16 protein-coding genes, 1 tRNA gene and 1 pseudogene are annotated in these 26,127 nt (G+C 73.8%); 12 read left to right on the top strand and 6 right to left on the bottom strand.

Annotated elements, in window-relative coordinates:
- The first annotated feature begins 163 nt into the window (after positions 1-163).
- Positions 164-2,341, top strand: a complete 2,178-nt coding sequence (locus M5362_RS09410; RefSeq protein WP_260226920.1) for a SpoIIE family protein phosphatase — start codon at positions 164-166, stop codon at positions 2,339-2,341.
- A 147-nt stretch (positions 2,342-2,488) separates the two neighbouring features.
- Here M5362_RS09410 and M5362_RS09405 read toward each other — a convergent pair whose 3' ends face one another.
- Positions 2,489-3,133, bottom strand: coding sequence for a TetR/AcrR family transcriptional regulator (locus tag M5362_RS09405; protein ID WP_260226919.1), 645 nt, complete (start codon positions 3,131-3,133; stop codon positions 2,489-2,491).
- Between the two features lie 197 nt (positions 3,134-3,330).
- Here M5362_RS09405 and M5362_RS09400 point away from each other — a divergent pair.
- Positions 3,331-4,536 (top strand): annotated as a pseudogene (locus tag M5362_RS09400) (acyl-CoA dehydrogenase family protein); the annotation flags it as partial.
- A 161-nt stretch (positions 4,537-4,697) separates the two neighbouring features.
- On the opposite strand, the gene M5362_RS09395 reads toward M5362_RS09400, so the two are convergent.
- Positions 4,698-4,771 (bottom strand) — tRNA-Pro (locus tag M5362_RS09395).
- 137 nt (positions 4,772-4,908) lie between these two features.
- Here M5362_RS09395 and M5362_RS09390 point away from each other — a divergent pair.
- On the top strand, positions 4,909-5,379 hold the full coding sequence (locus M5362_RS09390) for a DUF309 domain-containing protein (RefSeq protein ID WP_260226918.1): 471 nt from the start codon (positions 4,909-4,911) through the stop codon (positions 5,377-5,379).
- Between the two features lie 18 nt (positions 5,380-5,397).
- Here the strand turns inward: M5362_RS09390 and M5362_RS09385 are convergent, their stop codons facing one another.
- From M5362_RS09385 to M5362_RS09375, 3 genes are all read right to left on the bottom strand, one after another.
- Positions 5,398-6,648 carry a cytochrome P450 gene (locus M5362_RS09385; protein ID WP_260226917.1) on the bottom strand — a complete coding sequence of 417 codons (1,251 nt, stop codon included), beginning with the start codon at positions 6,646-6,648 and terminating at the stop codon, positions 5,398-5,400.
- A gap of 91 nt (positions 6,649-6,739) precedes the next feature.
- Complete coding sequence (locus M5362_RS09380; RefSeq protein WP_260226916.1) at positions 6,740-7,114, bottom strand: DUF488 domain-containing protein; 375 nt, start codon at positions 7,112-7,114, stop codon at positions 6,740-6,742.
- Between the two features lie 29 nt (positions 7,115-7,143).
- Positions 7,144-7,758, bottom strand: coding sequence for a TetR/AcrR family transcriptional regulator (locus tag M5362_RS09375; RefSeq protein WP_260226915.1), 615 nt, complete (start codon positions 7,756-7,758; stop codon positions 7,144-7,146).
- Between the two features lie 146 nt (positions 7,759-7,904).
- Here M5362_RS09375 and M5362_RS09370 point away from each other — a divergent pair, with 146 nt between their 5' ends.
- From M5362_RS09370 to M5362_RS09340, 7 genes are all read left to right on the top strand, one after another.
- Positions 7,905-8,729, top strand: coding sequence for a phosphatase PAP2 family protein (locus M5362_RS09370; protein ID WP_260226914.1), 825 nt, complete (start codon positions 7,905-7,907; stop codon positions 8,727-8,729).
- Entirely contained in the window at positions 8,726-9,886 is a 1,161-nt protein-coding gene (locus tag M5362_RS09365) for a DMT family transporter (protein ID WP_260226913.1), read from the top strand. Before M5362_RS09370 ends, M5362_RS09365 begins: the two co-directional genes overlap by 4 nt.
- 295 nt (positions 9,887-10,181) lie before the next feature.
- Positions 10,182-11,189, top strand: coding sequence for an SPFH domain-containing protein (locus M5362_RS09360; RefSeq protein ID WP_260226912.1), 1,008 nt, complete (start codon positions 10,182-10,184; stop codon positions 11,187-11,189).
- Positions 11,186-12,091 carry a hypothetical protein gene (locus M5362_RS09355; protein WP_260226911.1) on the top strand — a complete coding sequence of 302 codons (906 nt, stop codon included), beginning with the start codon at positions 11,186-11,188 and terminating at the stop codon, positions 12,089-12,091. The genes M5362_RS09360 and M5362_RS09355 overlap by 4 nt, the downstream gene beginning before the upstream one ends.
- A 239-nt stretch (positions 12,092-12,330) precedes the next feature.
- Positions 12,331-13,197 carry a GNAT family N-acetyltransferase gene (locus M5362_RS09350; protein WP_260226910.1) on the top strand — a complete coding sequence of 289 codons (867 nt, stop codon included), beginning with the start codon at positions 12,331-12,333 and terminating at the stop codon, positions 13,195-13,197.
- A gap of 581 nt (positions 13,198-13,778) precedes the next feature.
- Positions 13,779-15,476, top strand: coding sequence for a S8 family serine peptidase (locus M5362_RS09345; RefSeq protein ID WP_260227161.1), 1,698 nt, complete (start codon positions 13,779-13,781; stop codon positions 15,474-15,476).
- 239 nt (positions 15,477-15,715) lie between these two features.
- The gene (locus M5362_RS09340) at positions 15,716-18,751 is read left to right on the top strand and encodes a LuxR C-terminal-related transcriptional regulator (protein WP_260226909.1); all 3,036 of its coding nucleotides are present in this window, start codon (positions 15,716-15,718) and stop codon (positions 18,749-18,751) included.
- Positions 18,752-18,835: 84 nt separating this feature from the next.
- Here the strand turns inward: M5362_RS09340 and M5362_RS09335 are convergent, their stop codons facing one another.
- Positions 18,836-19,648 (bottom strand): caspase family protein, encoded by an 813-nt coding sequence (locus M5362_RS09335; RefSeq protein ID WP_260226908.1) that lies wholly within the window; start codon positions 19,646-19,648, stop codon positions 18,836-18,838.
- Positions 19,649-19,756: 108 nt separating this feature from the next.
- Here M5362_RS09335 and M5362_RS09330 point away from each other — a divergent pair, with 108 nt between their 5' ends.
- Positions 19,757-20,653 carry a DNA/RNA non-specific endonuclease gene (locus M5362_RS09330; protein WP_260226907.1) on the top strand — a complete coding sequence of 299 codons (897 nt, stop codon included), beginning with the start codon at positions 19,757-19,759 and terminating at the stop codon, positions 20,651-20,653.
- A 151-nt stretch (positions 20,654-20,804) separates the two neighbouring features.
- Positions 20,805-26,066 (top strand): trypsin-like peptidase domain-containing protein, encoded by a 5,262-nt coding sequence (locus tag M5362_RS09325; protein WP_260226906.1) that lies wholly within the window; start codon positions 20,805-20,807, stop codon positions 26,064-26,066.
- The last annotated feature ends 61 nt before the right edge of the window (positions 26,067-26,127 follow it).

The following is a 26,127-nucleotide window of genomic DNA, read 5'->3' as shown; positions in this document are numbered from 1 at the left end:
GTACGGTGATGGACTGTCAAGGCCCGTCGAGGGCGCGAGCGCTCCGGCCGTCCACTGCCGTGGCCGGCGGAGGGCCGGCCTCGCGGTGGGGTCGGCCTCGCCGCCCGCTCCGCCACCGCCTTCAGGACAGGCGGGCGACCGGGCCCTTGGATACGTTGCACTCATGGAGCAGGACGTCTCCGCGTTCCTCGGCCGCCTGGCGCGTGAAGTGAGGCCGCGCTCGAACCAGTGGGCCGGCCTCCTCATGCAGCGCATGCGCGGCGAGCTTCCGGAACTGTGGGAGGACGAGGACCTCGCCCGGGTCGCGCTGAGCGAGACGGTCGACCACGTCACGGCCTTCCTGGACGGGCTGGAGCACAACCGCGACGTGACGCGGGCCGAGCTGCCACCTGCCGCCCTGGAACTCGCTCGCCGATTCGCCGAGGGCGGCGTACCGATCAGCACGCTGCTCCGCGCCTACCGCCTCGGGCACGTCACCCTGCTCGAGCTGTTGCAGGAGGAAGCCGCCCGGCTCACCGACGACCGGCAGCTGACCAACGACGCGATCCTCCGACTGATCGCGACGGCGTTCGCGTACGTCGATCACGGTTCGGAGCAGGTGGTCACCGCCTACCAGGAGGTACGCGGCCGGCGGATGCAGCGCAGGCTCTTCCTGGCCAACGAGGCGAGCAGGCGGATCGGGACCACACTCGACACCGCCCGTACCGCCCGGGAGCTGGCGGAGGTCGGCGTGGACCACTTCGCCGACCTCGTCACCGTCGACCTCCTCGAGTCCCTCCTCCGCGACGGGGGGCCACAGCCGCCGACGGACGCACCGCTGCTGCGACGCATCGCCCAGCGATCCGCCCTGGACGGCTCTCCGGACTCCCCGGTCGGCACGGGCCGATCGCACACCTACCCGGCGGAGTCGGCGCCGGCAGAGGCGCTGGCCACGGGGCGGCCCACGCTGCTCCGGGTCACGACACCGGACGCCCCCGCACCATCGACACCGGACGCCCCCGCTCCCCCGGCGCCGCCCGGCCCGCCCGACTTCGGCATCCACTCGGTACTGCTCCTGCCCCTGCACGCGCGAGGCGCCACCCTGGGCCTGGCCCAGTTCGCCCGCGATCGCACCGCCTCGCCGTTCGACGACGAGGATCTTCTGCTGGCACAGGAGATCGCGGCCCGGGCGGCGGTGTACATCGACAACGCCCGCCGGTACACCCATGAACACACCACCGCACTCACCCTCCAGCGCAGCCTGCTACCGCAGGGGCCGGTGGACCAGTTCGCGGTCGAGACGGCCTCCCGCTACCTGCCCAGCGGGTCCCGCGCGGGAGTGGGCGGTGACTGGTACGACGTGATCTCGCTGTCCGGCGCCCGGGTCGCCCTCGTCGTGGGCGATGTCGTCGGCCGCGGCCTGCACGCCGCCGCCACCATGGGCCGCCTGCGGACCGCGGTCCGCGCTTTCGCCGACCTCGACCTGATGCCCGACGAACTCCTCACCCATCTCGACGACGTGGTCATCCGCCTCCAGAAGGAGGAGGCCCGCGAGGGAGCCGAGATCAGCGCCACCTGCCTGTACGCGGTCTACGACCCCGCCACCCGTCTCTGCTCCCTCGCCAGCGCCGGGCACGTGCCGCCGACCGTGGCGACCCCCTCGGCCGGTTCCAGGGCGGTCGACCTCCCGGACCTGCCGATCGGTCCGCCGCTGGGGCTGGGTGGACTTCCGTTCGAGACGGCCCAGTGGGAACTGCCGGAGGGCAGTCTGCTCGCCCTCCACACCGACGGCCTCATCCAGGACCGTGCGCGTGATGTGGGCGCCTCGCTGACGCTGCTGAGCGACACCCTCGCACACGCGTCACGGTCTGCGATGACGCCGGACGAGGCCTGCGAACGGCTGCTGACCAGGTTGCTCCCCGAGCGCCGCGTCGACGACGTCGCGCTCCTGGTCGCGCGCACTCGGGCACTCGATCCCAGCCACGTCGCCACGCTGCACCTCCCCTCCGACCCGGCAGCCGTCTCCGGCGCCCGCCGCTTCACGACGGAGACGCTGACCGCCTGGGGACTCGACGAGCTCTCCTTCGCCACGGAGCTGATGGTCAGCGAACTGGTGACGAACGCGATCCGCTACGGCAAGCCGCCCGTCCACCTGCGGCTCATCTTCGAATCCACCTTGACCTGCGAAGTCTTCGACACCAACAGCACCGCCCCCCACCTGCGCCGCGCCCGGACCTTCGACGAGGGCGGCCGCGGCCTCCTGCTGGTCGCCCAGCTCGCCGAGCGCTGGGGCACGCGACACGGCCGCGAGGGCAAGGTCATCTGGGCGGAACAGGCGCTCGCACAGCCGCACCTGCCGTGACCGGGCGCCGACCACGCCGCGGCCCTCGCCCCTGGTCCTCCTCCGACGGGACGCCACCGTGCGCCGGGGCAGGTCGTCACCTTCCCGACCGCGCGGCCGGGACGACCGCGCGGTCACGACGCGCCCACGGTGGGCACGCCGTGGGCGTCAGCCGCGCGGCCCTGACCCTGCGGAGGCGTACGTCTCGAGGTAGGCGGTGACGAGGCGGCGAGCTTCGGCGATCGTGGCGTCGTCACCTGCCGGAGAGCGCCGGAACGCGACATCGAAGAGCCGACTGCCCACCTCGAAGGCGAGCAGCAGCGGCAGCACGGGCGTGTCGGCGAGGACGAAGCCCCGCTCCACAAGGTGGCGCCAGAGCCGCTCCGCCTGCGCCTCGTCGAAGGCGTGCACCAGCTCGTCGAGCGTCCTGTGGCGTCCCGCGAACCACAGTTCCGTGCAACTCGGGTGCCGACGGAAGTAGTCGAGGTGTAGGTCGATCATGACGTCGACGGCCTCGGGCAGCGTCCGCGCCGTCGGACTGTCCAGAGCAGCGCCGATCAGCGTGTCGAGCTCGCCCATGTGCTGCTTCAGGAGGTCGGCGTCGACCTGATGCCGGTCGGGGAAGTAGTGGTACATGGAGGCGGTCGGGATGCCCGCACGTTCACCGATGGCCTTGAGCGTGGCGGCCTCGTAGCCCTGCTCGCCGAGCAGCGCCGCGGCGGCGTCGAGGATGGCGCGCCTGCGCTCCTTCCCGCGGCGCTGTACCACGGTCGGGCGAGCCGGTGGGGGGCTTGTCGTTTTCTTCTCGAACACGATTCGAGATCGTATCAGCGACGCTCCCGATTCTCACGCGAGCGAAGGTTGACAGGTTCCGCACGACTACCCTTAGAGTCGAATCCGAATCGAGATCGATTACGCGTCTCGGCCAGGCTGCCGCCGCCCCATGCCCGGCCGGTCGGCCCCAAGGTCGCGCTCGACGCCGGACTCGCCCCACTCAAGGAACACCGATCATGCACTTCGCCTTCGACCCGCACACCGAACTCCTCCGCGAGAACCTGCTCGACCTGATGTGGAGTCACGTCCACGCGGCGGAGCCGGTGTTCCAGCAGCAGCTCGGGGCTCTCGACGACCGCTGGGCCTGGGACTCGGTCCCGGTCCTCGGCGACCTCCGAGCCGAGGCCCGCCGCCGTGGCCTCTGGAATCTCTTCCTCCCCGGTCACGAAGGGGGCGGCCTGACCCATCTGCAGTACGCGCCTCTCGCCGAGATCACCGGCCGCTCGCCGGACCTCGCGCCCGCCGTCCTCAACTGCGCGGCTCCGGACACCGGCACCATGGAAGTGCTCTCCGTGTTCGGCACCGAGGCACAGCGCAGGGAGTGGCTGGAGCCGCTCCTCGCCGGCGAGATCCGTTCCGCGTTGGCGATGACGGAACCCGACGTCGCCTCCTCCGACGCCACGGACATCGCCACGTCGATCGTGCGTGACGGCGAGGACTACGTGATCAACGGCCGCAAGGGGTGGATCACGGGAGCGATGAACCCCAACGCCCGGGTGTTCATCGTGGTGGGCAGGACGGACCCGGAGGCCGACCGGCACCGACGGCAGTCGATGGTCCTCGTACCCCGGGACACCCCCGGCCTCGAGATCAGACGCGCCATGGAAGTCTTCGGCTACGACGGCCACGGCCACGGCGGCCACGCGGAGATGGTGTTCCACGACGTACGCGTGCCGGCGGCGAACCTCATCGGGCAGGAAGGCGACGGCTGCGCGATCGCCCGCGCCCGACTGGCCCCGGAACGGATCCATCAGTGCATGCGCCTCATCGGCGTCGCCGAACGGGCCATCGAGCTGATGTGCGCCCACGCCGAGGAACGCGTGGCCTTCGGCAAGCCGCTCGCCCGCCAGGGTGTGATCCGCGACTGGATCGCGGAGTCCCGGGTACGGATCGAGCAACTGCGCCTCCTGGTACTGAAGACCGCCTGGCTGATGGACACCGTCGGCGACAAGGGCGCCCACACCGAGACCCAGGCCATCAAGATCGCCACGCCCCGCACGGTCCAGTGGATCCTCGACAAGGCGGTCCAGACCCACGGCGCGGCCGACCCCTCCCTCGACTTCCCGCTCGCCCGCACCTACGCCTGCATCCGCTCCCTGCGCTTCGCCGACGGCCCCGACGAGGTGCACAAGAACGCCCTCACCCGTGCCGAACTCAGCCGAAGGGCCACCGCAGGCGACGGTCGAGCGGCGGGAGCCGGCCCATCGCGGCACCTCATCACCTCGGCCAGGAAGCACCCGTGACGAGGACGTGTCCCAGGAAACGATCGAGGGGCCGTTTCAGATCTCTCTGAAACGGCCCCTCGACCTGCGACTCTTTCGAGTCGGGACGACAGGATTTGAACCTGCGACCCCTTGACCCCCAGTCAAGTGCGCTACCAAGCTGCGCCACGTCCCGATGCCCGTGCCCCCGGCGTTTCCCCCGGTGGCGGCGTGCAAGAGAACATTACCTCACTCCGTGCGACGCCGGACGCACCCCTCGGGGGTGTGGGCGGCATCGGCGCAGGCCGGGCGGGTTCGGGAGAGAATGGCGGCGTGGACAGGACGCCGAGGGACCGGGACGTGGAGGGGCGCGCGCGCAGTGGGCGGCCCCGGGACGGGTTGGGGCGGCCGTTGCCGTACGGGGCCGAGGGGGTGCCGCGGCAGCCCGAGGGCGTGGTGCGGAGCCCGGAGGCGACCCTGCGCGAGGCGCAGCGGCTCCTCGACGCGGGGATGCCGTTCCACGCGCACGAGGTCTTCGAGGACGCGTGGAAGAGCGGGCCCGCCGGGGAGCGGGATCTGTGGCAGGGGCTCGCCCAGCTGGCAGTTGGCCTGACGCACGCGGCACGGGGCAACGCGGCGGGCGGGGCACGGCTGTTGCTGCGCGGCGCCGCGCGGATCGCCGGGCTGTCCGATCCGTATGGGATCGATGTGGGCGGACTCGTGCGGTGGGCCCGTGCACTGGCCGACCGCGCGGGCGAGGTGACGGACGCCGCCGACGAGGCGCCGCGTCTGCTCGGGGAGTGACACGGCGCCCGGGACGTGTCACCAGGTGAGCGGCAGTTCCAGGGGCGCGCGGTGGATCATGGTCGGCCGCATCACGACCTCCTGGTCCTTCGCGAGCCGAAGTCCGGGGAAGCGGCGGGTGAACAGCTCCAGGGTGAGCCGGAGTTGGGTGCGGGCCAGCTGGGAGCCGGGGCAGCCGTGCGCGCCGTGACCGAAGCCGACGTGGCGCGTGGGGCTCGCGGGCCGTGTGATGTCGAAGGTGTCGGCGTCCTCGTGGCGGGCCTCGTCGCGGTTGGCGGAGCCGTACGCGACGAAGAGGGTGGCACCGGCGGGCAGTTCGGTGCCGGCGAGGACGACCGGGCGGGTGGTGGTCCGGCGGAACCCCTGGACGGCGGTGTCGTAGCGGACCGCTTCCTCCACCGCCCCGGGTATGAGCTCGGGCCGGGCGCAGAGCAGCTCCCACTGGTCGCGACGGCGCAGCAGGTGGTGGAGCGCGGTGCCGATCAGGGCCGTGGTGGTCAGGTGTCCTGCGATGAGGATGTTCTGGAGGTTGGAGACGAGTTCGCTGCGCTGGTCCCGGGTGAGTTCGCGGGGGCCGGGCCCGAGGCCGGTGTCGGGGGCCAGGGCGGCGACCATCGTGGAACAGAGGTCGTCGCGCGGCCGGGCGCGCCGGTCGCGGGCGTAGCGGTCGAGGAGGTGCTGGAGGGCGAGCACGTCCTCGGCGGCGGCGAGCTGCTCGTCCTCGGTCATCGGCCGGAAGAGGAGCTGTTCGGCGCGGTGTCCTCCGTGCACCGCCGCGGGCACGTCCTCGGGCTCGAACCCGATGAGCCGGCCGATGACGGCGCCGGGGAGCTCACGGGCGTAGGACGCCATCACCTCGGTCCGGCCGTCCGCGGCGAAGCCGTCGACGAGGGTGGTGGCGACCTCGGTGGCGTACGAGGTGAGGGCCGTGACGCGCGCGGAGGAGAGGCCCCGGTTGATCGGCGCGCGGTGGCGGCGGTGGGCGGCGCCGTCGGTGGAGACGACGGTGGGCCGTTGGCCGAAGCCCCGGGAGAGGACGCCGAAGACGGCGGGCCCGGGCAGGACGTCGGGCCGCAGGGCCTGTGCGGAGGAGAAGTCCTCGGGCCTCAGCAGCACTTCGCGGACGTCGGCGTCCCTGGCGACCAGCCAGGCGTCGAGTTCGGGGACGAAGGTCAGACCGGCGGCCTGCCGCGCCTGTGCGTAGAGGGGGTACGGGTCGCGCTGCAACGCGTCGAGCAGCTCGTGACGTGCGTACGTCGTCGGGTCCACGCTGCGCCTCCGGAACGGGGAAGGTGCGGAGCTCGGGCAGGTGCGAACACGGTGCGCTCCCGCCATGGTGACCGGCGCCGTGTGCCCCTGGCTACGCCCCGGAGGCGTTCAGCGCGCGACGCAGCACGGAGGTGTGGCTGACGGAGGGGTCCTTGGCGGCGGTGAGGAGGGTGACGCGGCCCTTCGCGGCGAGGGTGCGCAGCCCGTCGAGGGCCTCGGCGGCGGCGGGTTCGGCGAGCTCGTCCTCGTACCGCCGGCAGAACTCCTCGTACGCGCCCTCCGCTCCGTGGTACCAGCGGCGCAGCTCGGTGGAGGGGGTGAGCGCCTTGGGCCATTCGTCGACGTGGGCGTCGGCCTTGGCGAGGCCGCGCGGCCAGAGCCGGTCGACCAGGACCCGTACGCCGTCGTCGGGTGAGGGGGCTTCGTAGATCCGTCGGACGCGGACGTCGGGGGCAGCGGAGGGCATGGGTCCAGGGTGCCGGAGGGGCCGGGCGGTCACACCTCGGCGCGCCCCGTCGGCATCAGCGCGGGCAGCAGGACGGAGTCGACGAAGACGCGCATGGTGGAGGCGTCGGCGAACCGCTCCTCGAAGAGCCGCTCGATGCGGAGCATGCCGAGGAAGCAGGGGGCGACGAAGCCGACCGCCGGGTTCTCCGGGTCGATCTCGCCGCGTTCCGCGGCCCGCCGGAGGATCTCGTCGAGCGCCGCGATCTCGGGGCTGATGACGGTCTCGCGGAGCGCCTCACGCAGATCGGGGTACTGGACGTACGCCTGGCTGACGGCCTCCATCACCTCCGCGTCCCGGTCGCGGCGGGTCGCGGCGAGGTGGGCCGCCTCGCGGAGGTCCCCGGCGAGGGAACCGGTGTCGATGCCGGCGAAGAACACGCAGCGCTGCTTGGCGAGGGCGGCGGTGACGAGCTTCGGCTTGGTCCCCCACTGACGGTAGAGCGTCGCCTTGCCGCACTTGGTGCGGGCCGCGACGCCCTCCATGGTCACCGCGTCGTAGCCGCCCTCCCGGAGCAGGCAGAGCACGGCCTCGTACAGCTCGGTCTCCCGCTCGGGGGTGATCTTGCTACGGCGGGCGGCTTCGGTCGCGGCCTGCGTGGACATGGCTTCCTCCCGGACAGCTCTCTGCACATACGAGAGTAGGGGGTGCACAATCGAGACGCAAACGTATCGAGACGCTTGCGTCTCGATGAATTCGGATCTAGGCTTCCTCCGTTTGCAGGCGATTTGACGGGAAAAAGGGGCCGGGTATGGCTGCCGGGATACGCGGGACACGTCCCACCGGACCGGGGCCGACCGCTACCCCGAACCCCCCGGACGGACGGAGCCGCCCGAGACCGGCACCGGTCCGTGAGCTGCTGCTCGTCACCGCGCTGTTCGTCGTCTACAAGTGCGGCCGGCTCTTCGCGAACGGCCACGAACTGCGGGCCTTCCACAACGCCGACCGGATCTGGGACGCGGAGCGGGCCGTCCACCTCCCGGGCGAGGGCTCCGTACAGACCCTGCTCCTGCACGGGGAACTCCTCGTCCGCGCCGCGAACACCTACTACGCGGCCGTGCACTTCCCGGCCACGATCGCCTTCCTCGGCTGGCTCTACTGGCGCCGCCCCGACCACTACGTGTGGTCGCGCCGCGTCCTCGCGCTCCTCACCGCCGCCGCGCTCGCGCTGCATCTGCTGATGCCGCTCGCCCCGCCCCGGATGCTCGACGCGACGGGGCTCGTCGACACGGCGCGGGTCTACGGACCGTCGGTGTACGGCGCGACCCCCGCGACGGACTCGATGGCGAACCAGTTCGCCGCCATGCCGTCGCTCCACTTCGGCTGGGCGCTGATGGTCGCGATCGGCCTGATCGCCGCGACCCGCACGCCGTGGCGGTGGCTCTGGCTGCTCCATCCCGCGCTGACCCTGCTGGTGATCGTCGGCACGGCCAACCACTACTGGTTCGACGCGCTCGCCGCGGCGGCGCTGCTCGGCCTGGCGCTCGCGGCCGTACGGACTCCGGGCAGCGGCCCCGCCCCGTCCGGCGGCCTCCCGCGCGTCCCGGCGCCCCGGCCGGCGGGGGCCCTGCGATGAACGGCCTCCAGGGCACCGTGTTCGCCGTCCTTCTCTCCCTGGTCTCCGCGGCGGGGTACGCGCTCGCCGCGGTCGCCCAGTCCCGGCTCGCCGCGGCCTCCGAGGGAGGACACGGCGCGCTCCGCGCACTGCTGGCGAACGGCCGGTGGTGGTCGGCGGTCGGCCTCAACGCGGCGGGCGCACTCGCCCATGTGGCCGCGCTGCACTACGGGCCGCTGACGCTCGTTCAGCCGCTGGGGGCGCTCACGCTGGTGGCGGCGCTGCCCCTGGGGGCCTACTGCGCGCGGCGGCGGGTGACCCGGGCGGAGTGGCGCGGCGCGCTGTGGACGCTGGCCGGCCTCGTCGGCCTGATCTCGGTCACCGGGCCGGCGACCCCGGGTGACGCGCTCAGCCTGCGCGAGGCCCTGGTCGTCGCGGCCGTGACGGCGCTCCTGATCGCGGCGCTCGCCAGCGGCGGCCTGCGCCGAGGGCCGCGCGAAGGCATGCGGCCGCCGGGCGGGGGCGAGAGCTCACGAGCACGGGGCGACGGCGCGCCCGGGCGGGGGCCGGGGCGGTCGGCGGGACGCGGGCCGGCGACGAGCCGAGGGTCGGCGACGGGGCGAGGCTCGGCGGGGCGAGGGCAGGTGACGGGGCGAGGGCCGGTGACGGGGCGGGGGCTGGTGACGGGGCGGGGGCTGGGGCATGCCACGGCGTCCGGGATCGCCTCCGGGGTCGGCTCCGCGCTGACGCAGACACTGACCGCGGCGCTCGCGCGCGAGCTGCCGGGCGGACCGCCGGCCTGGTGGCAGACGGCCCTCATCGCGGTGCTGATCTCCGCCTTCGCGGTGGGCGGACTGCTGCTCTCGCAGACCGCCTACCGAGGCGGACTCGCCGCGCCGCTCGCCGTCGTGAACCTGTCCAACCCGGCCGCCGCCGCGATCATCGGTGTGGCCCTGCTCGGCGAGACGTTCCGTGCGGGCGCGTGGGGCTGGCTGGTCGCGGCCGCCGCCTCGGCGGTGGCGGCGCGCGGGGTGGTGCTCCTGACGACCGGAACGGGAAGCGCCCCCGCGCAGCAGCCCCCGTCGCCGTCTCCTGTGGTCGCCTCCGGGCAGCCGCTCCCCGCACCCCGCACGGACGACCCGACGACCGCCCCGGCACCCGCGCCCGTCCCCGGCTGACGACCGACGGCGACCCCGGCACCCGCGCCCGTCCCCGGCTGACGACCGGCCGCCAGCGGGTCCGTCGCGGACCGGTCGCCGCCCTCCGTCCCGGCTACCGCCGCGAGGGGGCCCTGCCCCCGGGTGCACCGGTCGCCGCCCGCCAGTCGGAGTACGGCGAGGAGTTGCCGCGCAGGCTGCGCCTGGTCCGGGCACCCGCACAGGACGACGCCGCCACCGGAACCGCCACTTTCGTCACCTTGACGAAAACCAGCCGGGAGCCCTATCGTCAACGTGACGACAAGGGGGAGTTCCCATGGCCGACATCACCCGCCGCGCCGGCTGGCGCCATCTGCGGTCCGCGCCCACGGCGCACATCCGTCACCACCGGCGCGGACGCCTCGTCCACGACGGGACGGGACTGAGCTTCTGGTACCGCTCCCTGTCCGCGGCGCTCTCCGAAGTTCCGGTGAACGACCGGGAGCTGGCGATGGCCTTCCACGCGCGGACCGCCGACTTCCAGGACGTGAGCGTGCAGTCCACCGTCACGTACCGGATCGGCGAGCCGGAGGCGGCGGCCACCCGGCTCGACTTCTCCATCGACCCGGACACGGGCGCGTGGCGCGGGGCGCCGCTGGAGCAGATCGCCACGCTGCTGACCGAGACGGCCCAGCAGCACGCGCTCGACGTCCTGGCGCGCACGCCGCTGGCGGCGGCGCTGGTCGACGGCGTGGCGGCGGTACGGGACCGGATCGCGGACGGTCTTGCGGCCGAGCCCCGGCTGCCGGCCACCGGGATCGAGGTGGTGGCGGTGCGCGTGGTGGCGATCCGTCCGGAGCCGGAGGTGGAGCGGGCGCTGCGCACTCCGGCCCGTGAGCAGATCCAGCAGGAGGCGGACCGGGCGACGTACGAGCGGCGGGCCGTGGCGGTCGAACGCGAGCGGACGATCGCCGAGAACGAACTCGCCAGCAAGATCGAACTGGCGCGCCAGGAGGAGCGGCTCGTCGAGCAGCGCGGCACCAACGCGCGCCGCGAGGCCGAGGAGAGCGCCGCCGCCGATGCCGTACGGGCGGAGGCGGAGGCGGTACGGAAGGTCCGGCTGGCGCGGGCCGAGGCGGAGGCGGCGCGGGAGGTCGGCGAGGCCCGGGCGGCCGCGCAGGCGGCGTGGCTGCGGGTGCACGGGGAGGTCGACGCGGGGACGCTGCACGCGCTGGCCGCGACCCAGGCGGCGCAGAACCTTCCGCGCATCGAGAGCCTGACGGTCTCCCCCGACGTCCTGACCACCCTGCTCGGCCGGCTGGGCGGCGGCGGGGCGTCGTCGTGAGCCTGGCGCCGCGCGCGGTGCTCGTGCACCGCGTCACGGAGTACGAGGAGCTGCTCGCGCGGCACGGTACGCACGGGCAGGCGGCGTTCTTCCTGTCGAGCCGGGGCCGGGGCATCGAGGACGTACGGCTGCGGCACGAGCGGAACCGGCGGGGGCTCGCGGAGGTGGCGGCGGCGGTGCCGCTGTCGTGGCGTCAGGCGAGGGTGGAGCGGGCGGATCTGGACCGGTTCCTGTTCGGGCCCGAGGACGTGGTCGTGGTGGTCGGGCAGGACGGTCTGGTGGCCAATGCGGCCAAGTACCTGGACGGGCAGCCGGTCGTCGGCGTCGACACGGACCCGGGGCGGAATCCGGGGGTCCTCGTACGGCACCGGGCGGCGGACGCGGGAGCGCTGCTCAGGTCGGCGGTCGCGTCGGCGGGGCGGACGGGGGTGGACGAGCTCACGATGGCGGAGGCGGTGACGGACGACGCGCAGCGGCTCCTCGCCCTGAACGAGATCTACCTCGGGCCTCCGAGTCACCAGACCGCGCGCTACACCCTGGCGGTCGAGGGCGCGGGGTCGGCGCCGGAGCCGCAGGCGTCCTCGGGGGTCCTGGTCGGGACCGGCACGGGCGCGACGGGGTGGCTCCGCTCGCTCTGGCACGAGCGCGCCGCCCCGCCGGCCCTCCCCGCCCCGACGGCCCGCCGCCTGGCCTGGTTCGTCCGCGAGGCCTGGCCGTCGCCGACGACGGGCACGACGCGGGTGGAGGGCGTCCTGACCGAGGGCGAGTCCCTCCACCTCACGGTGGAGTCGGACCGCCTGGTCGCCTTCGGCGACGGCATGGAGTCGGACGCCCTGGAACTGACGTGGGGCCAGACGGTCCACGTGGGCGTGTCGAAAACGGCCCTCCGCCTGGTGGGGTGAGGCGGGCGCACGGGGCGGGGGCGCGGGCAGGGTGCGCCGGGGGCGGGCGGGTGCGGGCGGGGCGGGGGCAGGGTGCGCGCCGGGCGTCCCGCGGCGGCCCCGCCGCGACGTGCCACCTCGCGGCCGGAAAGCGTCGTCGGGTGCCGGGCGGCCGCGTCGCGGTCGCTAGGATCGGGCCGCTTCGCCCGGTTCGCCCCCCCTCACCGCCCCGTGCTCGCCCGGCTGTCGAAGGAACGCCCATGGCCTCCCCCACCCCCGGTACGCTCCACATCGCCCGCGCCACCCTTCAGGACTGGGCGCTCGTGCGTACCTGGGCGGCCGCGGAGGGGTGGAACCCGGGGGCGTCCGACGCCCCGGCGTTCTTCGCGCAGGACCCGGAGGGGTTCTTTCTCGGCCGGATCGACGGGGAGCCCGTCTCCGCCGTCTCGGTCGTCAACTACGGCGACCGGTACGCCTTCCTCGGCTTCTACCTCGTCCGCCCCGACCTGCGCGGCCGCGGCCACGGCCTCGCGACCTGGCGGGCCGGCCTCGCACACGCCGGTGACCGGACGGTCGGCCTCGACGGGGTCCCCGACCAGCAGGACAACTACCGCCGCTCCGGCTTCGCCCCGGCCTACCGCACGGCCCGGTACGTCGGAGACCCGGGCGCGGCAGGAGCCCCCGCGCCGGACGTGGTCCCCGCCGCCCAGGCCGACCCGGCCGCACTCGCCGCGTACGACAGCGCCTGCCACCCCGCCGACCGGCCGCGCTTCCTCGCACCGTGGCTGACCACTCCGGGCCACCGTGCCCTGGTACGGGTCACCGGCGGACGCCTCACGGGGTACGGGGTGGTGCGGCCGGCCGAGGAGGAGGCCCGCATCGGGCCCCTGTTCGCGGACACCCCCGCGGACGCCGCCGTCCTCCTGGACGCGCTCGCGGCCGAGGCGCGGGCCTTCGGCTCGCCGCACATCGCGATCGACGTCCCCGAGGTCAACTCCGCAGCCGTCGCGCTCGCCGTGGAACGGGGCCTCGAGCCCACGTTCGAGACGGCGAGGATGTACACGGGGGCGGTCCGGCCGGTGGCACGCGACCGGGTCTTCGGCGTGACGACACTCGAACTGGGTTAGGACCCACTCGAACTGGGCGAGGCCCGGGACCGCAGCGGGGTCCCTCTGTACCGAAATCGCCCCCCAAGGCCGCTTTGTACGGCGACATTTCCGCCACGAAGCCGGCGGGCGGGCCACCCTTCCCCCCAACCCCCGTGTGCCCCGCACACCCTCCCCCGCCCCCCTCGGGGGGTGACAAGGGTTTTCCCCGTATCGGGTTCATCTCGCCGTTCCCTACTGTCTGCCGCACCGGCAGATCCCATCCCCCGAACCCCGTGACAGGTTCATGGGGAGCGGTGGGTAGTGTCCGCCGGTGACGGCCTTGACCCGGGCCGTCGTGTCGCCGGTGGCGGCGCACGGGCCCCCCAAGCCCAGGGACCGACGGACCGCGACCCCACATCGCCCCGTGGATCCCGCGCCGCCGCCACTGCTCCGCACCTACGTCGTGCCTGAAAGGGAACACCTTGAACAGTTCCAGGCGGAGACTCATATCCGTCGTGGTCGCGAGTGCCGCGATCGTCGGCGCCGCTGCCACCTCCTCCGGGGCGTTCGCCGCCGCCCCGGCCGCTGCCACGCCGAAGCCCGCTCCGGCCGCGCAGGCGATGACCACGCTGCCCAGCGCACCGGTCGAGAAGGTCATCGTCACCTACAAGACCAAGACCGCCGAAGCCGGCTCCAACGCCGCCGCGAAGACCGACGCGGCCGCCAAGGGCGCCGTGACCGGCGAGAGCCTCTCCTTCGAGCGCCGCCTCGCCGGCGGCGCCGCGCTGGTCGACCTCGGCGGCAGCGCCACCAAGCAGGACGTCACCGAGGTGATGGCCGCCTTCCGCGCCGACCCGCAGGTCGCCTCGGTGGAGCCCGATATCCGCGCGTACCCGATGGCTGTCGCCCCGAACGACACCGACTACGCGAAGCAGTGGGACCTCTTCGAGGCCACCGGCGGCATGAACGTCCCGACCGCCTGGGACAAGACGACCGGCTCCGGTGTCACCGTCGCCGTCATCGACACCGGCTACGCGGCCCACACCGACCTCGCGGCCAACATCGTCAACGGCTACGACTTCATCTCCGACTCCGCGGACGCCCGCGACGGCAACGGCCGTGACACGAACGCCAAGGACGAGGGCGACTGGAACGCCACCGACAACGAGTGCGGCCTCGGCTCCAAGGCCTCCAACTCCTCCTGGCACGGCACCCACGTGGCCGGCACCATCGGCGCGGCCACCCACAACACCAAGGGCATCGCGGGCATCGCGTACGACGCGAAGATCCAGCCCGTGCGTGTCCTCGGCAAGTGCGGCGGTTCCTCGGCCGACATCGCCGACGCCATCACCTGGGCGTCCGGCGGCTCGGTCCCGGGCATCGCGGCCAACGCGACCCCGGCGAAGGTCATCAACCTGAGCCTGGGCGGCGCGAGCTCCACCTGCCCGAGCGTCTACCAGAACGCGATCAACGGCGCCGTCTCGCGCGGTACCACCGTCGTCGTCGCCGCGGGCAACAGCAACGCCAACACCTCCGGCTTCACCCCCGCGAACTGCTCGAACGTCATCACCGTGGCGTCCACCAGCCGCGAGGGCAACCGTTCGTTCTACTCGAACTACGGCACCATCGTGGACGTGGCCGCGCCGGGCGGCGAGACCCGCCGCGCGACCGACACGCCGGGCACCGTCACCACCCCCGAGAACGGCATCTACTCCACGCTGAACTCGGGCGCGACGACCCAGTCGACCGAGAACTACAAGCCCTACCAGGGCACTTCGATGGCCGCGCCGCACATCGCCGGCCTCGCCGCCCTGCTGAAGTCGGCGAAGAGCAGCCTCACCCCGGCCGAGATCGAGTCCGCGATCAAGGCCAACGCCCGTCCGCTGCCGGGCACCTGCACCGGTGGCTGCGGCACCGGCATCGCCGACACCGCGAAGACCGTGAACGCGGTCACCACGACGACGCCGCCTGCCGGCAACGTCTTCACGAACGCGACCGACGTGACGATCTCCGACAACACCACCGTGTCGTCCTCGATCGCCGTCACCGGCCGCACCGGCAACGCCCCCGCCGCCCTCAAGGTCGGCGTGGACATCAAGCACACCTGGCGCGGGGACCTGGTCATCGACCTGATCGCTCCCGACGGCACGGTGCGCAACCTGAAGGCCTCCTCCAGCTCGGACAGCGCCGACAACGTCGTGACCACGTACACGGTCGACGCGTCGAGCGAGGTCGCCAACGGCACCTGGAAGCTGCAGGTCCGCGATGTGGCATCGGGTGACACCGGCTACATCAACTCGTGGAACCTCACCTTCTGATCCACCCCTGAACCACCCCCCACAACAGCATCACTGCTGGTCAGCGGCGCGCTCGTGGTCTACACCACGGGCGCGTCCTGGCGTGATGACCGGCGTCGGCTGTCCGTATGCCGGACAACAGGCCTGGACTGCGCCGCTGCGCTCCGTATTCTCTGCCTCACGGGGCTCACGGGCAGGGCCCGAGTGCCGGAGGGGGTGGACACGTGACGACAGCACACCTCCCTCCACGCCCCGGGGGCGTGGGGGCACCCCCCGCGCCGGTGGGCCGGGAGGAACTGCTCTCCAGACTCGAACGCGTCCTGCACTCGCGCGGCCGCGCGCTCCTCACCGGCACCGCGGGGGTCGGCAAGACGGAGGTCGCGGTCGCGGAGGCGGCCCGGGCGGAGTCCCGCGGCGAGACCGTCCTGTGGCTGGCCACGCTGCCGGCCGACCGTGACATACCGGGGGCGGCGGCGGCCGCCCTCGTCGCCTCGGCGGCGGCGACGGTGACCTGGCCCGCGGCGGGCGACCCGGCGGGCCCCTTCGCGCCCGAGACGCCCCGGAGCGGTGCCGCTCTTCCGGGCGTTCCCGCGCCGCGTACCGACGCGGGAGCGCCCGCGCCGCGTACCGACCTCGCCCCCGACGGCGACCCCGCGCGGCAGGCGGGCCCCGCCGACCCCGCCGCGAGCGGTGCCGCCCACGCCGGTCACCCGGTTCCTGCCGGTCACCTCCCCCGCCACCCCGAGGATCCCGAGGGTTTCCGTGCGGCCGTCGGCCCGGTCACCGCGTCCGGGGTCTTCGACGGGCTCCCCGGGCCCCAGCGGACCGCCGTCGCGATGCTGTGCCGCGAGGCGCCCCTGCACGACGGCGGCTGGGACCCGATCGCCCTGCGGCTCGGCATCGCCCAGATCCTGCGGGCCCTCACCGCGCGCGGCCCCGCCCTGCTCGTCGTGGACGGGGTCCAGCACATCGACGCCGACAGCGCCGACCTGCTGCGTTTCGCCCTGCACCTGGCCCCGCCCGCGCTGCGGGTCATCGCCATCGAGACCCCCGAGGCGTACGGTGCCGAGGACGGCCACGACACCCGGCTCTGGGTGCCGTCGGAGGCCGACATCCTGCTCGTACCGCCCCTGCACGCCGACGAGATCGCCGAACTCCTCATCCACCACCGGCTGCCGTCCCGGATGGCCGGGCGCATCCACAAGGCCAGTGGCGGCAACCCACGCCTCGCGCTGGCCGTGGGCCGCTCGCTGGCCGACGCGCGCAACACGCCCGTCCACCACGCCGAGGCGCTGACCCTGTCGGGCCGGGCCCGCGATCTGGCGCGCCAGCTCCTCGGCGCGGCGCCGCCCGACGTCCGGCAGACGCTGCTGCTCGCCGCCCTCGCCCTGCGCCCCACGGCGGCCCTGATACGCCGGGCCGGGCGCCCCGACGCGGAGGCGGACCTCGCGGCCGCCGAGCGCGCCGATCTGGTCTCCCTCGCCGAGGACGGCACGGTCGCCTTCACCGCCGGGCTGCTCCCCTCGACACTGGTCCACGACGCCTGCTGGGCCGATCGCAGCGCCGGGCACGCCGCGCTCGCCGGGGTCGTCGACGACTCGGTCGAGGCGGTACGGCACCGGGCGCTGGCCACGGACATCCCGGACGAGGCCCTCGCCGCCGAGGTCGCCGAGGCCGCCGATCTCGCCCGGCGCCGGGGCAACAGCGCGCTCGCCGCCGAACTGGCCCTGCTGGCGGCCGAGTCGACGCCGGTCCGGCACGCCACACAGCGGATCACCCGGCTCGTGGACGCGGCCGAGGAGGCAGCCCGTGCCGCCCGGGCCGATCTCGCGATGCGGGCGGCCACCGATCTGCTGGCCCGCGACGCGGCCCGCTCCGACCGGGTCCGCGCCCGGCTCGCCGTCCTCGACACCGCGGGCCAGGGGCTGACCGGCCTCGACGAGATGTACGTGCACGCCATGGAGGACTCCGAGGGCGACACCGCGCTGCGGTCCGGCGTCCTGCTCCGGCTGGCCGTCAAGTACGTGCTGGCGGACGGGGATCCGCTGCGCTCGCGGGCCGCGGCCGTCGAATCCGCCGCTCTGGCCGCCTCGGTGGGCGACCCCCGGACGGCGGCGCAGGCCCTGACCGTGCAGGCGCGGATGGACCGGGCGCTCGGCGCATCGGACGCGGAGTCGGTCCTGGCGCAGGCGCGGGGCCTGGAGATGGCGGAGCGTCCGCTCGGGATCCGTAACGCCGCCCAGATCCTGACGATTCGCCACGCGCTCTTCGACGACCGGCTGACCGACGCCCGCGACCAGCTGAACGCGCTGCTTCCGCTGGTGCAGCGGCGCGGTTCGGTGGAGGACACGATCGAGCTGTTCTCCACGCTCGCCGCGATCGAGTCCCGTATCGGGGCCTGCCCGGCGGCGCTCGTGCACGCGGGACAGTCGCTCGCCCTGACCTTGGAGGCGGGCCTCTCCCCCGGGCCCGCCTGGTACACGCTGGCGCTCGCGGAGACGGCCGGCGGCAGCTTCGCCAGGGCCGCCAGCTACGCCCGGCGCAGTGTCCAGGCGTCGGAGGAGGAGGGCGACCGGGTCTTCCTCTCCCGCAGCCTCTACGCCCTGGGGCGCGTCCAGCTGATCAACGGGGACGTGGCCTCGGCCCTGGAGACCCTGCGCCGGGTGCAGGCCAACGAGCGGGCGCAGTCGACCGTCGACCCGTCGATGCTGCGCTGGCACGAGGAGCTGGCGGAGGCCCTGCTCGCCAACGACGCGGCGCAGGAGGCGGCGGAGCTGCTGGCCGAGGTGCGTCCGGTCGCCGAGGGGCTGCGCCGGACGACCGTACTCCTGGGCTGCGACCGTGCGTACGCGCTGTATCTCGCCGGGTGCGGGCGGACCGACGAGGCGGCGGAGCTCCTCACCCGTACGGCCGAGCGGTTCGCCGAGGCCGGACTGCCGCTGGAGCACGGCCGGGCGCTCGTCTCGCTGGCGCGGGTGGAGCGCCGGCGCCGGCGCCGGTCGGCCGCGCAGAGCGCGCTGCACACGGCGGCCACGGTCTTCGAGCGGGCGGGGGCGGCTCCCTGGCTGGCGCTGGCGAGCGAGACCCCGGCCGGGGAGGACTCCCTGCCCGCGCTCTCCTCGCTCACGGACGCGGAGCTGCGGCTCGCGCATCTGGTGGGGCAGGGCGCCAGCAACCAGGAGGCGGCGGCCAAGCTGTATCTGAGCGTGAAGACGGTCGAGGCGCGCCTCACCCGGATCTACCAGAAGCTGGACGTCCGCTCGCGGGCGCAGCTGGCGACGGCTCTGCGCGGCTGACGCCCGTCACACGGTGGGGGACGAGCGGCTGTCCGCCCTCGCCCACCGGATCGCGCAGGTCACCGGCGGCGCGGTCCGCCGCCCTCAGACGGTGAACGGCTTCTGGTTCAGGAAGGCGGGCGCCGGGCTTCCGGTCGTGTAGAGGTTCGGGCTCTGCGTGGCGGGCAGCCGGCTCTGGATCGCGCGGTGGAAGGAGCGGTGGCCGCCGCGGAAGGCGCCCTCGTTCCAGACGCCGAGGAGGGCCTCGGTGAAGGCTCCGTTGACCGGTCCGTCGGAGGCGACCTGGTTGTCCTGGCAGGCGGAGACGAGGATCGCCGTCGGTTCGGCCGCCGCGCCGTCGGGAGACTCCTTCTCCAGGGAGCGCTGCAGCTCCGCGAAGAAGCCCTGGTCCCGCTCGTAGATCTCCTGCTGCTTCGGAACGGGCATCAGCCGGACGCCCGTCTCCGGCTCGGGCGCGCCGGGAAGCTCGATGCCGCTGCCGCTGTGGCAGCAGTCGAGCAGCGCGAGGATCCGGACGCCGTCGGCGCAGCCCTGGAACTCCCGGTACAGCTCGTCGTCGAGGAACTGGCGGTCGTACAGCACGAGCGTCTCGTCGAGCGCGTCCGGCTCGTCGTCGGATCCCGTGACGTCGGGTATCTGCCCGCCATGACCCGAGTAGGTGAAGAGCAGGATGTCGTCGGGGGCGAGTCGCCCCGCCGCCTCGCGCAGCGCGGCGGTGACGCCGTCGACCGTGCACTCGGCGGTCAGCAGGACGGTGTCGGAGAAGCCCGCCGCGCGGGCCAGCCGGGCCATGTCCCGCGCATCGTTCTCGCAGGCCAGGAGGGCACCGTCCCAGCCCTCGTAACGGTCGGGGTCGACCGTGTTCAGTCCGACGTGGATGGACAGTCCGGCGGGCATGATGCGCCTCCTTGGACGGGGTGGGGATCCGGGCGCGGGGGCGGCTGATCGAGTGGCCTGCGTGCCCGGTGCCGAGCGCGACCCTTCATTGCGCGGTACTTACATCGTATGGAACCGACCGATCCTCCGCCTGCTCCACCGCACCCGCGCGCGGGCGGACAGCGCCACGAGTCGTTCGCCGACCGCACCGGCTACGAGGAGGGCTTCCTGGGTCCGGCCGTGCCGCTGCCCCTGCCCGTCCGCGCCACGGTGGAGACGGTGATCCTGCCGTACACCCACTTCACGGTGGTCTTCCGACCGGACCGGCGGCTCGCCGCGTCGACCGGGGTCTGCATCCAGGGCGGGCAGCTGTCCGAGGACGTACACGGGGACGACGCCTGGGAGTTCGACCCACGGCTGCCCGAGGAACAGCAGGCCGGCAGCGAGGTCTACCGGAACAACAGTCTGGACCGGGGCCATCTGGTGCGCCGGCTCGATCCGGTGTGGGGCGCGGCGGCCGTGGCGGCCCGGGCGAACACCGACACGTTCCACTACCCGAACGCGGCTCCGCAGTCGGACGTCTTCAACCAGGGCAAGCAGCTCTGGCAGGGTCTCGAGAACTACTTCCTGGACCACGCGGCCGCGTTCGACCGCAAGCTGATCGTGCTGACGGGCCCGGTGCTGCACGACTCCGATCCGCCCTACCGGGGGATCCAGGTGCCGATGCGCTTCTGGAAGGTGACCGCGTTCATGCAGGAGGGGGCGCTGGCCTCGACGGCGTACGTCCTGGACCAGAGCCCCGACCTGAGCCGGGACGCGGAGCGGGCCCTGGCCGGTGCGAAGCCGGGCGCGCCGCCGCCGCTCGGTCCGTTCCGTACGTACCAGGTTCCGGTCTCGGACGTCGCGGAGCTCACGGAGCTGGAGTTCGGGCCGCTGCCCGACGTCGATCTGATGCCGCCGTTCCGGGCGGCGGAGGATCGCTGGCGGCGCCTGGAGTCGTTCGACGACATCGCCATGCAGGGCTGAACGGGCGGCCCGGCGGGCGGATCGCCCGTTTGCCACCGTCCCGGCCCGGTGAAACCATGACAGGTATCAGTCAGTCGGTCCGCCGCGGCGCGGGGACCGGCTGGACAGGAGGGACGTCCGGGAAGGCCGGGACCGCCGGGCAGGTGCGGAAATGCCGCTCACCGAAACGGAATGGGGACTCGTCACCAGCTGGGTGGGTGAGTACCTCCTCGACACCCCCGATCCCGCCGTCCGGCTGCGGCAGGCCGGTCTCTCGCCGGACTTCGTCACGGATCTCGTGCTCACCCCGGACCGCGACGCCAACGCGCGCCTGGTGGTGGGTTCGGCGCGCAAGGACATCGCCCATCAGCGTGCGCTGCTCGACGCCGTGGCCGGGCTCGACGCGCTCACCGGCGCGGGGAACGCCGAGGCGCGGAGCCTGCTGAGAAGGCTGCGGGAGGACGAGGAGCTGCTGCGTTCCGCCCAGGACCCGTTCCGCACGGTGGTGCTCGCGAACGGGACCGAGGCGTTCATCGACCGGTCCGAGCTGCGTGAGAAGCTGCGCGGTTTCGTCGCCGACCCGGAGCAGACGGTGCTCGTGGTGGACGGCGAGCCCGACAGCGGGCGCTCGTACTCGTACCATCTCATCCGCCATCTGGGGCAGCACTGCGGCTTCCGTCCGGTACGCGTCACCCTCTCGCGCACCTCCACGGCCGCGAGGCTCGTGGAGCGCCTCTCCGATGTCGTGGCGGCGCCGGGCGAGGACCGCTTGCCCTTGAATCCCACACAGTTGAACGATCCACTGCCCTCGATCGACGACGCCGTGCACCGGATCGTCAGCCGGGCGACCGCGGCGGAGGAGCGTTTCTGGCTGGTGCTCGACGAGTGCGACAGGCTCGATCCGGGCTCGGACGTCTGGGACTGCATCGGCAAACTCGCGCTCGCCATCTACGAGCACACGCCGGTCCGGAAGGACGCCGTACCCCGGCTCGTCCTGCTCGGGTACTCCCCCGCGATGCGCCAACTCCCCTATGACATAAGGAAGAACGAGTGCCGGGACACGGCCCGCGTCGTGACCGAGGACGATCTGCACGCGTTCTTCGAGGAGTTCTTCGCCACGGAGCGGCCCGCGCCCGATCCCGCGCGGCTGCCGGATCTGGTCGCCGTGGCGGTCGCCGGGGTGCTCCGCTCGGTCGACACCCCCGGCTCCACGGACAGTTACATGCGCCGGGTGTGCACGGCGGTGGAGGAGACGGTACGCGTCCACCGCTCGCTCGCCCCCGGCGACGACACCCCCGCCCGGCTCGACGCCGCGCTGCGGAGCACGGCCCAGGCGCCGCCGTCCGCCGCCCCCGCCGTCCCGGACCTGCGCCGGGCCTACCGCGAAGCGGCCTGCCTCCTCGACGAGTTCGACCCGGCCCGGCTGCGGCTGCCCGGCGAGAGCGCCCCCACCGGGCGCGCCGCCCTGGCCCTCGTCGACGACTGCGCGGCGCTGGCCGCGCACCCCGTCCAGAGCTGGGTCCTCAAGCCGGAGGTACGCGAGGAGACCCTGAGCGCGCTCCCGGGTCCCGAAGCCGCACGGCGCGCCCTGGAGGCCGCCATCGACGTCGTACCCGACGGGCCGGGCCCCGAGCGCACGGCCCTCGCCCTGCTCTCCGGCCTCCCGTCCGAGCTCTCGACGCTGGGCGTCGAAGGGCTCAGCGACACCCTGCGGGCCGTGCTCTGGCTGCGCAGGATCCCCGGCACGAGCGGCCTGCCGGACGTCGACGACCTGCAACACCGCCTGGAGCGTGCACGGTTGCTCCAGCCGATGGAACGGCTGATCGAGGGCACGGTCCACGGGCGGCAGCGCGAAGTCGACTCCCTGCGCGCGTACATCGAGCTGCCGGCCGAGCCCGCCGAGCCGCCCGTCCTGATCCACGGCGTGGGCGGCATCGGCAAGAGCACCCTGCTCGCCACGTTCCTCGTCGAGAGCCTCCGGGACTCCCCGGACGGATTCCCCTTCGCCTGCATCGACTTCGAGCGGCCCACGCTCTCCATCCACGAACCCGCCACCGTGCTCGCCGAGATCGCCCGGCAGCTCGGCATTCAGTACCCGGACCGACGGGCCGCGTTCGACGCCCTCGCCGACGCGTGCGAGGAGACCGCGGCGGCCCAGCGGGGCGAGCGGAACCAGCTCGACGAGCTGTACCAGCTCTCGGCCACCCGCGCGACGCTGGGCCGCGACTTCTCGGCGGGTTTCCACGCCCGGGCCAGCGCCCGCGAGCAGGAGCTCGCCGGCGACGTCGCCGAGCTGGTCGCCGAGGCGGTCCGCACGCCGGAGGGCGGCACGGCCCCGCCGCTGGTGATCGTCATCGACTCCTTCGAGGAGGCGCAGTACCGCGGTTCGCCGGTCATGGGCCGGATGTGGGCGATCTGGACGGCGCTGCGCGCCGCCTATCCCCGGCTGCGGTTCCTCGTCGCCGGACGCGCCCCGATCGAGCACCCGGCCAAGGTGCTCGCGCCGCGCACGATGGAGATCGGCGAGCTCGACCACCCGGCCGCCGTGGACCTGCTGATGTCCTGCGGGGTGGCGGACGAGACGATCGCCCGCGACCTCGTCGACCGGATCGGCGGCCACCCGCTCAGTCTCAAGCTCGCGGCGCGGACCACCGTCCTCCTGGGCGCCGGCTCCGAACCCCTCGGCGACCTGCTGCGGAGCCTGCCCTCCCGGCGGCGGTACTTCCACCACCAGGTCGACCAGATGCTCATCCAGGGCACGCTGTACGACCGCATCCTCAAGCACATCGCGGACGACGCCGTACGCGCCCTGGTGCAGGCGGGTCTCGCGCTGCGCGTGATCACCCCGGAGCTGATCCAGGAGGTGCTCGCCGAACCGGCGGGGCTGCGCGTCGACTCCGCGCAGGAGGCCCGGTCGCTCTTCGGCCGGCTGGTCTCGCGGCTCGACCTGATGGAGTCGGCGGGCCCGCAGGCCGTACGGCACCGGGCCGATCTGCGCTCGATCATGCTGCGGCTCTCCGACAGCGCGCGGACGGACCTCATGCGGGCCGTGGACCACCGCGCGGTGGAGTACTACGCCGCCCGCGAGGGTCCCGCCGCGCGCGCCGAGGAGATCTACCACCGGCTCCGGTTCGGCCAGAACCCCCGTGCGGTGGAGCGGCGTTGGCAGTCCGGCGTCGCCGGGTACCTGGCCGGGGCCGACCGGGACATGCCGCCCCGTTCGGCCGCCTTCCTCCTCGGGAAGCTCGGCGGGCACGTACCGGACCGGATCATGGCCGAGGCCGATCAGGAGGACTGGGAACGGATCGCGGCCCGCGAGGTCGAGGACCTGCTCACGCAGGGGTACGTGGAAGGTGCGGCCGAGCGGCTGACCGAGCGCCGGCCGTGGACCCCGTGCAGCAGACTGCACGGGCTTCTGGTGGAGACCCTGGCACGGTCCGGGCGGATCGCGGAGGCACGGGAGAGCGCCGAGCGGGCCGTGGAGGGCGCGGGCGAGGCGGCGTGTGACAAGACCCGGCTGGAGCTGCTCCAGCTCTCCGCACGGCTCGCCCAGGACGAGGGCGACCTCACGGACGCCGCCCACGACCTCCAGGAGGCGGAGGACGTGGCGGCCGGGCTCGGCCTCGCCCACGAGTCGATGGGCGTCCTGGTGGCCCGTTCGCGTCTGGCGGCGCTCTCGGACGAGGGCTCCGCGGAGACGGACGTACGCCTCGCCCGGACCCTGCGCGACATGCCGGACGAGGAGCTGGCACGCCAGCCGGCGCTGGCGCGGGCCGCCGCGGCCACGGCGTCCCGGGTCGACCCCGAGGTCCTGGAGCACACGCTGCGGCTGGTGGGGCTGCCGGCCGACGACGAGGCGGTGATCGACGCCCTCGTCCGCTGGATCGACGCGGCGATGGCCGATGAGCCGCAGCTGCGCCAACCCCTGACCCGGATCCTGGAGTCGGCCGCCGGAGCCCGGCGGACGCAGCCGCCGCCGAACGCCGTACACGCCGTCGGGCACCCGGCCGCGGAGGCGCCCGTGAACACGGCCGCGATGCCACGGGCCGAGGTGGAGCGGGCTCTCCGGGAGGCGCGCAGGCGCGGAACCCTGGACAGCGTCGCCTGGCGGGCGCTCATGCTCCGCGACCGGAGCGGTGACCTGGTCGAGGGGGTCGCCGCCGCCATGGACGCCGGCACCCCGGCCCGCGGCCCCGCCACGGAACCCGCCACGGGCAGGGGCGGGACGGGCCTGTGGTCGCAGCCTCCGCCCGACGCGGCGGAGGGGGCGGTGCGGGCGGTGCCGTACCTCTCCGCCGAGGATCTCGTACGGGTCCGCAACGCGGCCCTGGACGCCGGGCTCGCCGAGAGCGAGGTGCGGCGGCTGCTCTTCGCGGGCACCACCGCGCACTTCCGGGCGAGCCTGCCGACGATGGACAGCCCCCTGCGCCAGATGCACTCCGACCTGGACGTGATGAACCAGGTGGAGCGGCTGATCGACGGGACGGTGCCGCTTGAGGTCTGGCTGCGCAACGCCATCTCCCAGACGGTCGAGTCGGGCCCGCTCACCGTCCTTCAGCGCGCCCTGGACGACGTGGCGCGCGACGCCGCCGGCGAGCCGGACCTGCCGGCCGGTCCGCTGCCCGCCGAGACCAAGGAGGAGATCATCTTCCGGGACGACACCGTGCCGTTCGAGTTCCTGCACGGCGGCGTCCTGGCCGGTGCGTCGGTCGCCCGGCTGAAGGTCCCGCCGTACGAGTCGGGCCGGCCGATGCAGCCCGCCTACCCGCACGCCGGTACCGGGTGGCTCATCGCGCCCGGGCTGCTGATCACCAACCACCATGTGGTGAACGCCCGTACGCGCGCACCGGGCGTACGGCTCAGGGCCGCCGAGGACGACCTCCAGCTCCAGGTGCGCAACTCCCGCTCCCGCTTCGACTTCGGCGCCGACGAGACCGAGACGGAGGAGGCCACGGCGGGCGCGCTCGTCGCCTGGGACGAGGGGCTCGACTACGCGCTGATGCGCCTGACGGACGGCGTGCCGCCCCGCCCGGTGCTCCGCGTCGCGAGCGTGCCGCTGCTCCTGAACGGGCCTGATCCGGTGGCGGTCAACATCATCCAGCACCCCGGCGGGCAGCCCAAGCGCGTGGCGCTCCGCAACAACCTCGTCTTCGAGGCGGACGAGCGGGACGTGCGGTACTTCACCGACACCCGCAGCGGATCGTCCGGTTCACCGGTCTTCACCGACGACTGGACCGTGGTGGCGCTCCACCGCGGCACGCGCAGGGTCGAGGAGGTCGCCTACCAGGGCAGGACGACGGCGTTCGTGAACGTCGGCACCCAGATGAGCCGGATCATGGCCCATCTCAAGGAGGCGAGACCGGAGTTGTACGAGGAGATCACGGGCGCCCAGTCGGCGCCGGCCACCCCGGAGACCCACATGTGGGCCGCCTGAGACGAGAGGTCCCGGGCGCCGAGCGGTGCGGGCGGAGTGGCCGAGAGCGGTGCGGGCGGAG

Source organism: Streptomyces sp. Je 1-79, from assembly GCF_025195125.1.
GTDB lineage: Bacteria > Actinomycetota > Actinomycetes > Streptomycetales > Streptomycetaceae > Streptomyces.
The sequence above is the reverse complement of the archived record's forward strand: the minus strand, read 5'-3'. Positions and strand labels throughout refer to the sequence as shown.

What these genes read in the sequence shown, in the direction of transcription:
- M5362_RS09410 (WP_260226920.1), top strand. Translation starts at nt 164, where the DNA reads ATGGAGCAGGACGTCTCCGCGTTCCTCGGCCGCCTGGCGCGTGAAGTG.
- M5362_RS09380 (WP_260226916.1), bottom strand. Translation starts at nt 7,114, where the DNA reads ATGCCCTCCGCTGCCCCCGACGTCCGCGTCCGACGGATCTACGAAGCC.
- M5362_RS09375 (WP_260226915.1), bottom strand. Translation starts at nt 7,758, where the DNA reads ATGTCCACGCAGGCCGCGACCGAAGCCGCCCGCCGTAGCAAGATCACC.
- M5362_RS09370 (WP_260226914.1), top strand. Translation starts at nt 7,905, where the DNA reads ATGGCTGCCGGGATACGCGGGACACGTCCCACCGGACCGGGGCCGACC.
- M5362_RS09365 (WP_260226913.1), top strand. Translation starts at nt 8,726, where the DNA reads ATGAACGGCCTCCAGGGCACCGTGTTCGCCGTCCTTCTCTCCCTGGTC.
- M5362_RS09360 (WP_260226912.1), top strand. Translation starts at nt 10,182, where the DNA reads ATGGCCGACATCACCCGCCGCGCCGGCTGGCGCCATCTGCGGTCCGCG.
- M5362_RS09350 (WP_260226910.1), top strand. Translation starts at nt 12,331, where the DNA reads ATGGCCTCCCCCACCCCCGGTACGCTCCACATCGCCCGCGCCACCCTT.
- M5362_RS09345 (WP_260227161.1), top strand. Translation starts at nt 13,779, where the DNA reads ATGACCACGCTGCCCAGCGCACCGGTCGAGAAGGTCATCGTCACCTAC.
- M5362_RS09335 (WP_260226908.1), bottom strand. Translation starts at nt 19,648, where the DNA reads ATGCCCGCCGGACTGTCCATCCACGTCGGACTGAACACGGTCGACCCC.
- M5362_RS09330 (WP_260226907.1), top strand. Translation starts at nt 19,757, where the DNA reads ATGGAACCGACCGATCCTCCGCCTGCTCCACCGCACCCGCGCGCGGGC.
- M5362_RS09325 (WP_260226906.1), top strand. Translation starts at nt 20,805, where the DNA reads ATGCCGCTCACCGAAACGGAATGGGGACTCGTCACCAGCTGGGTGGGT.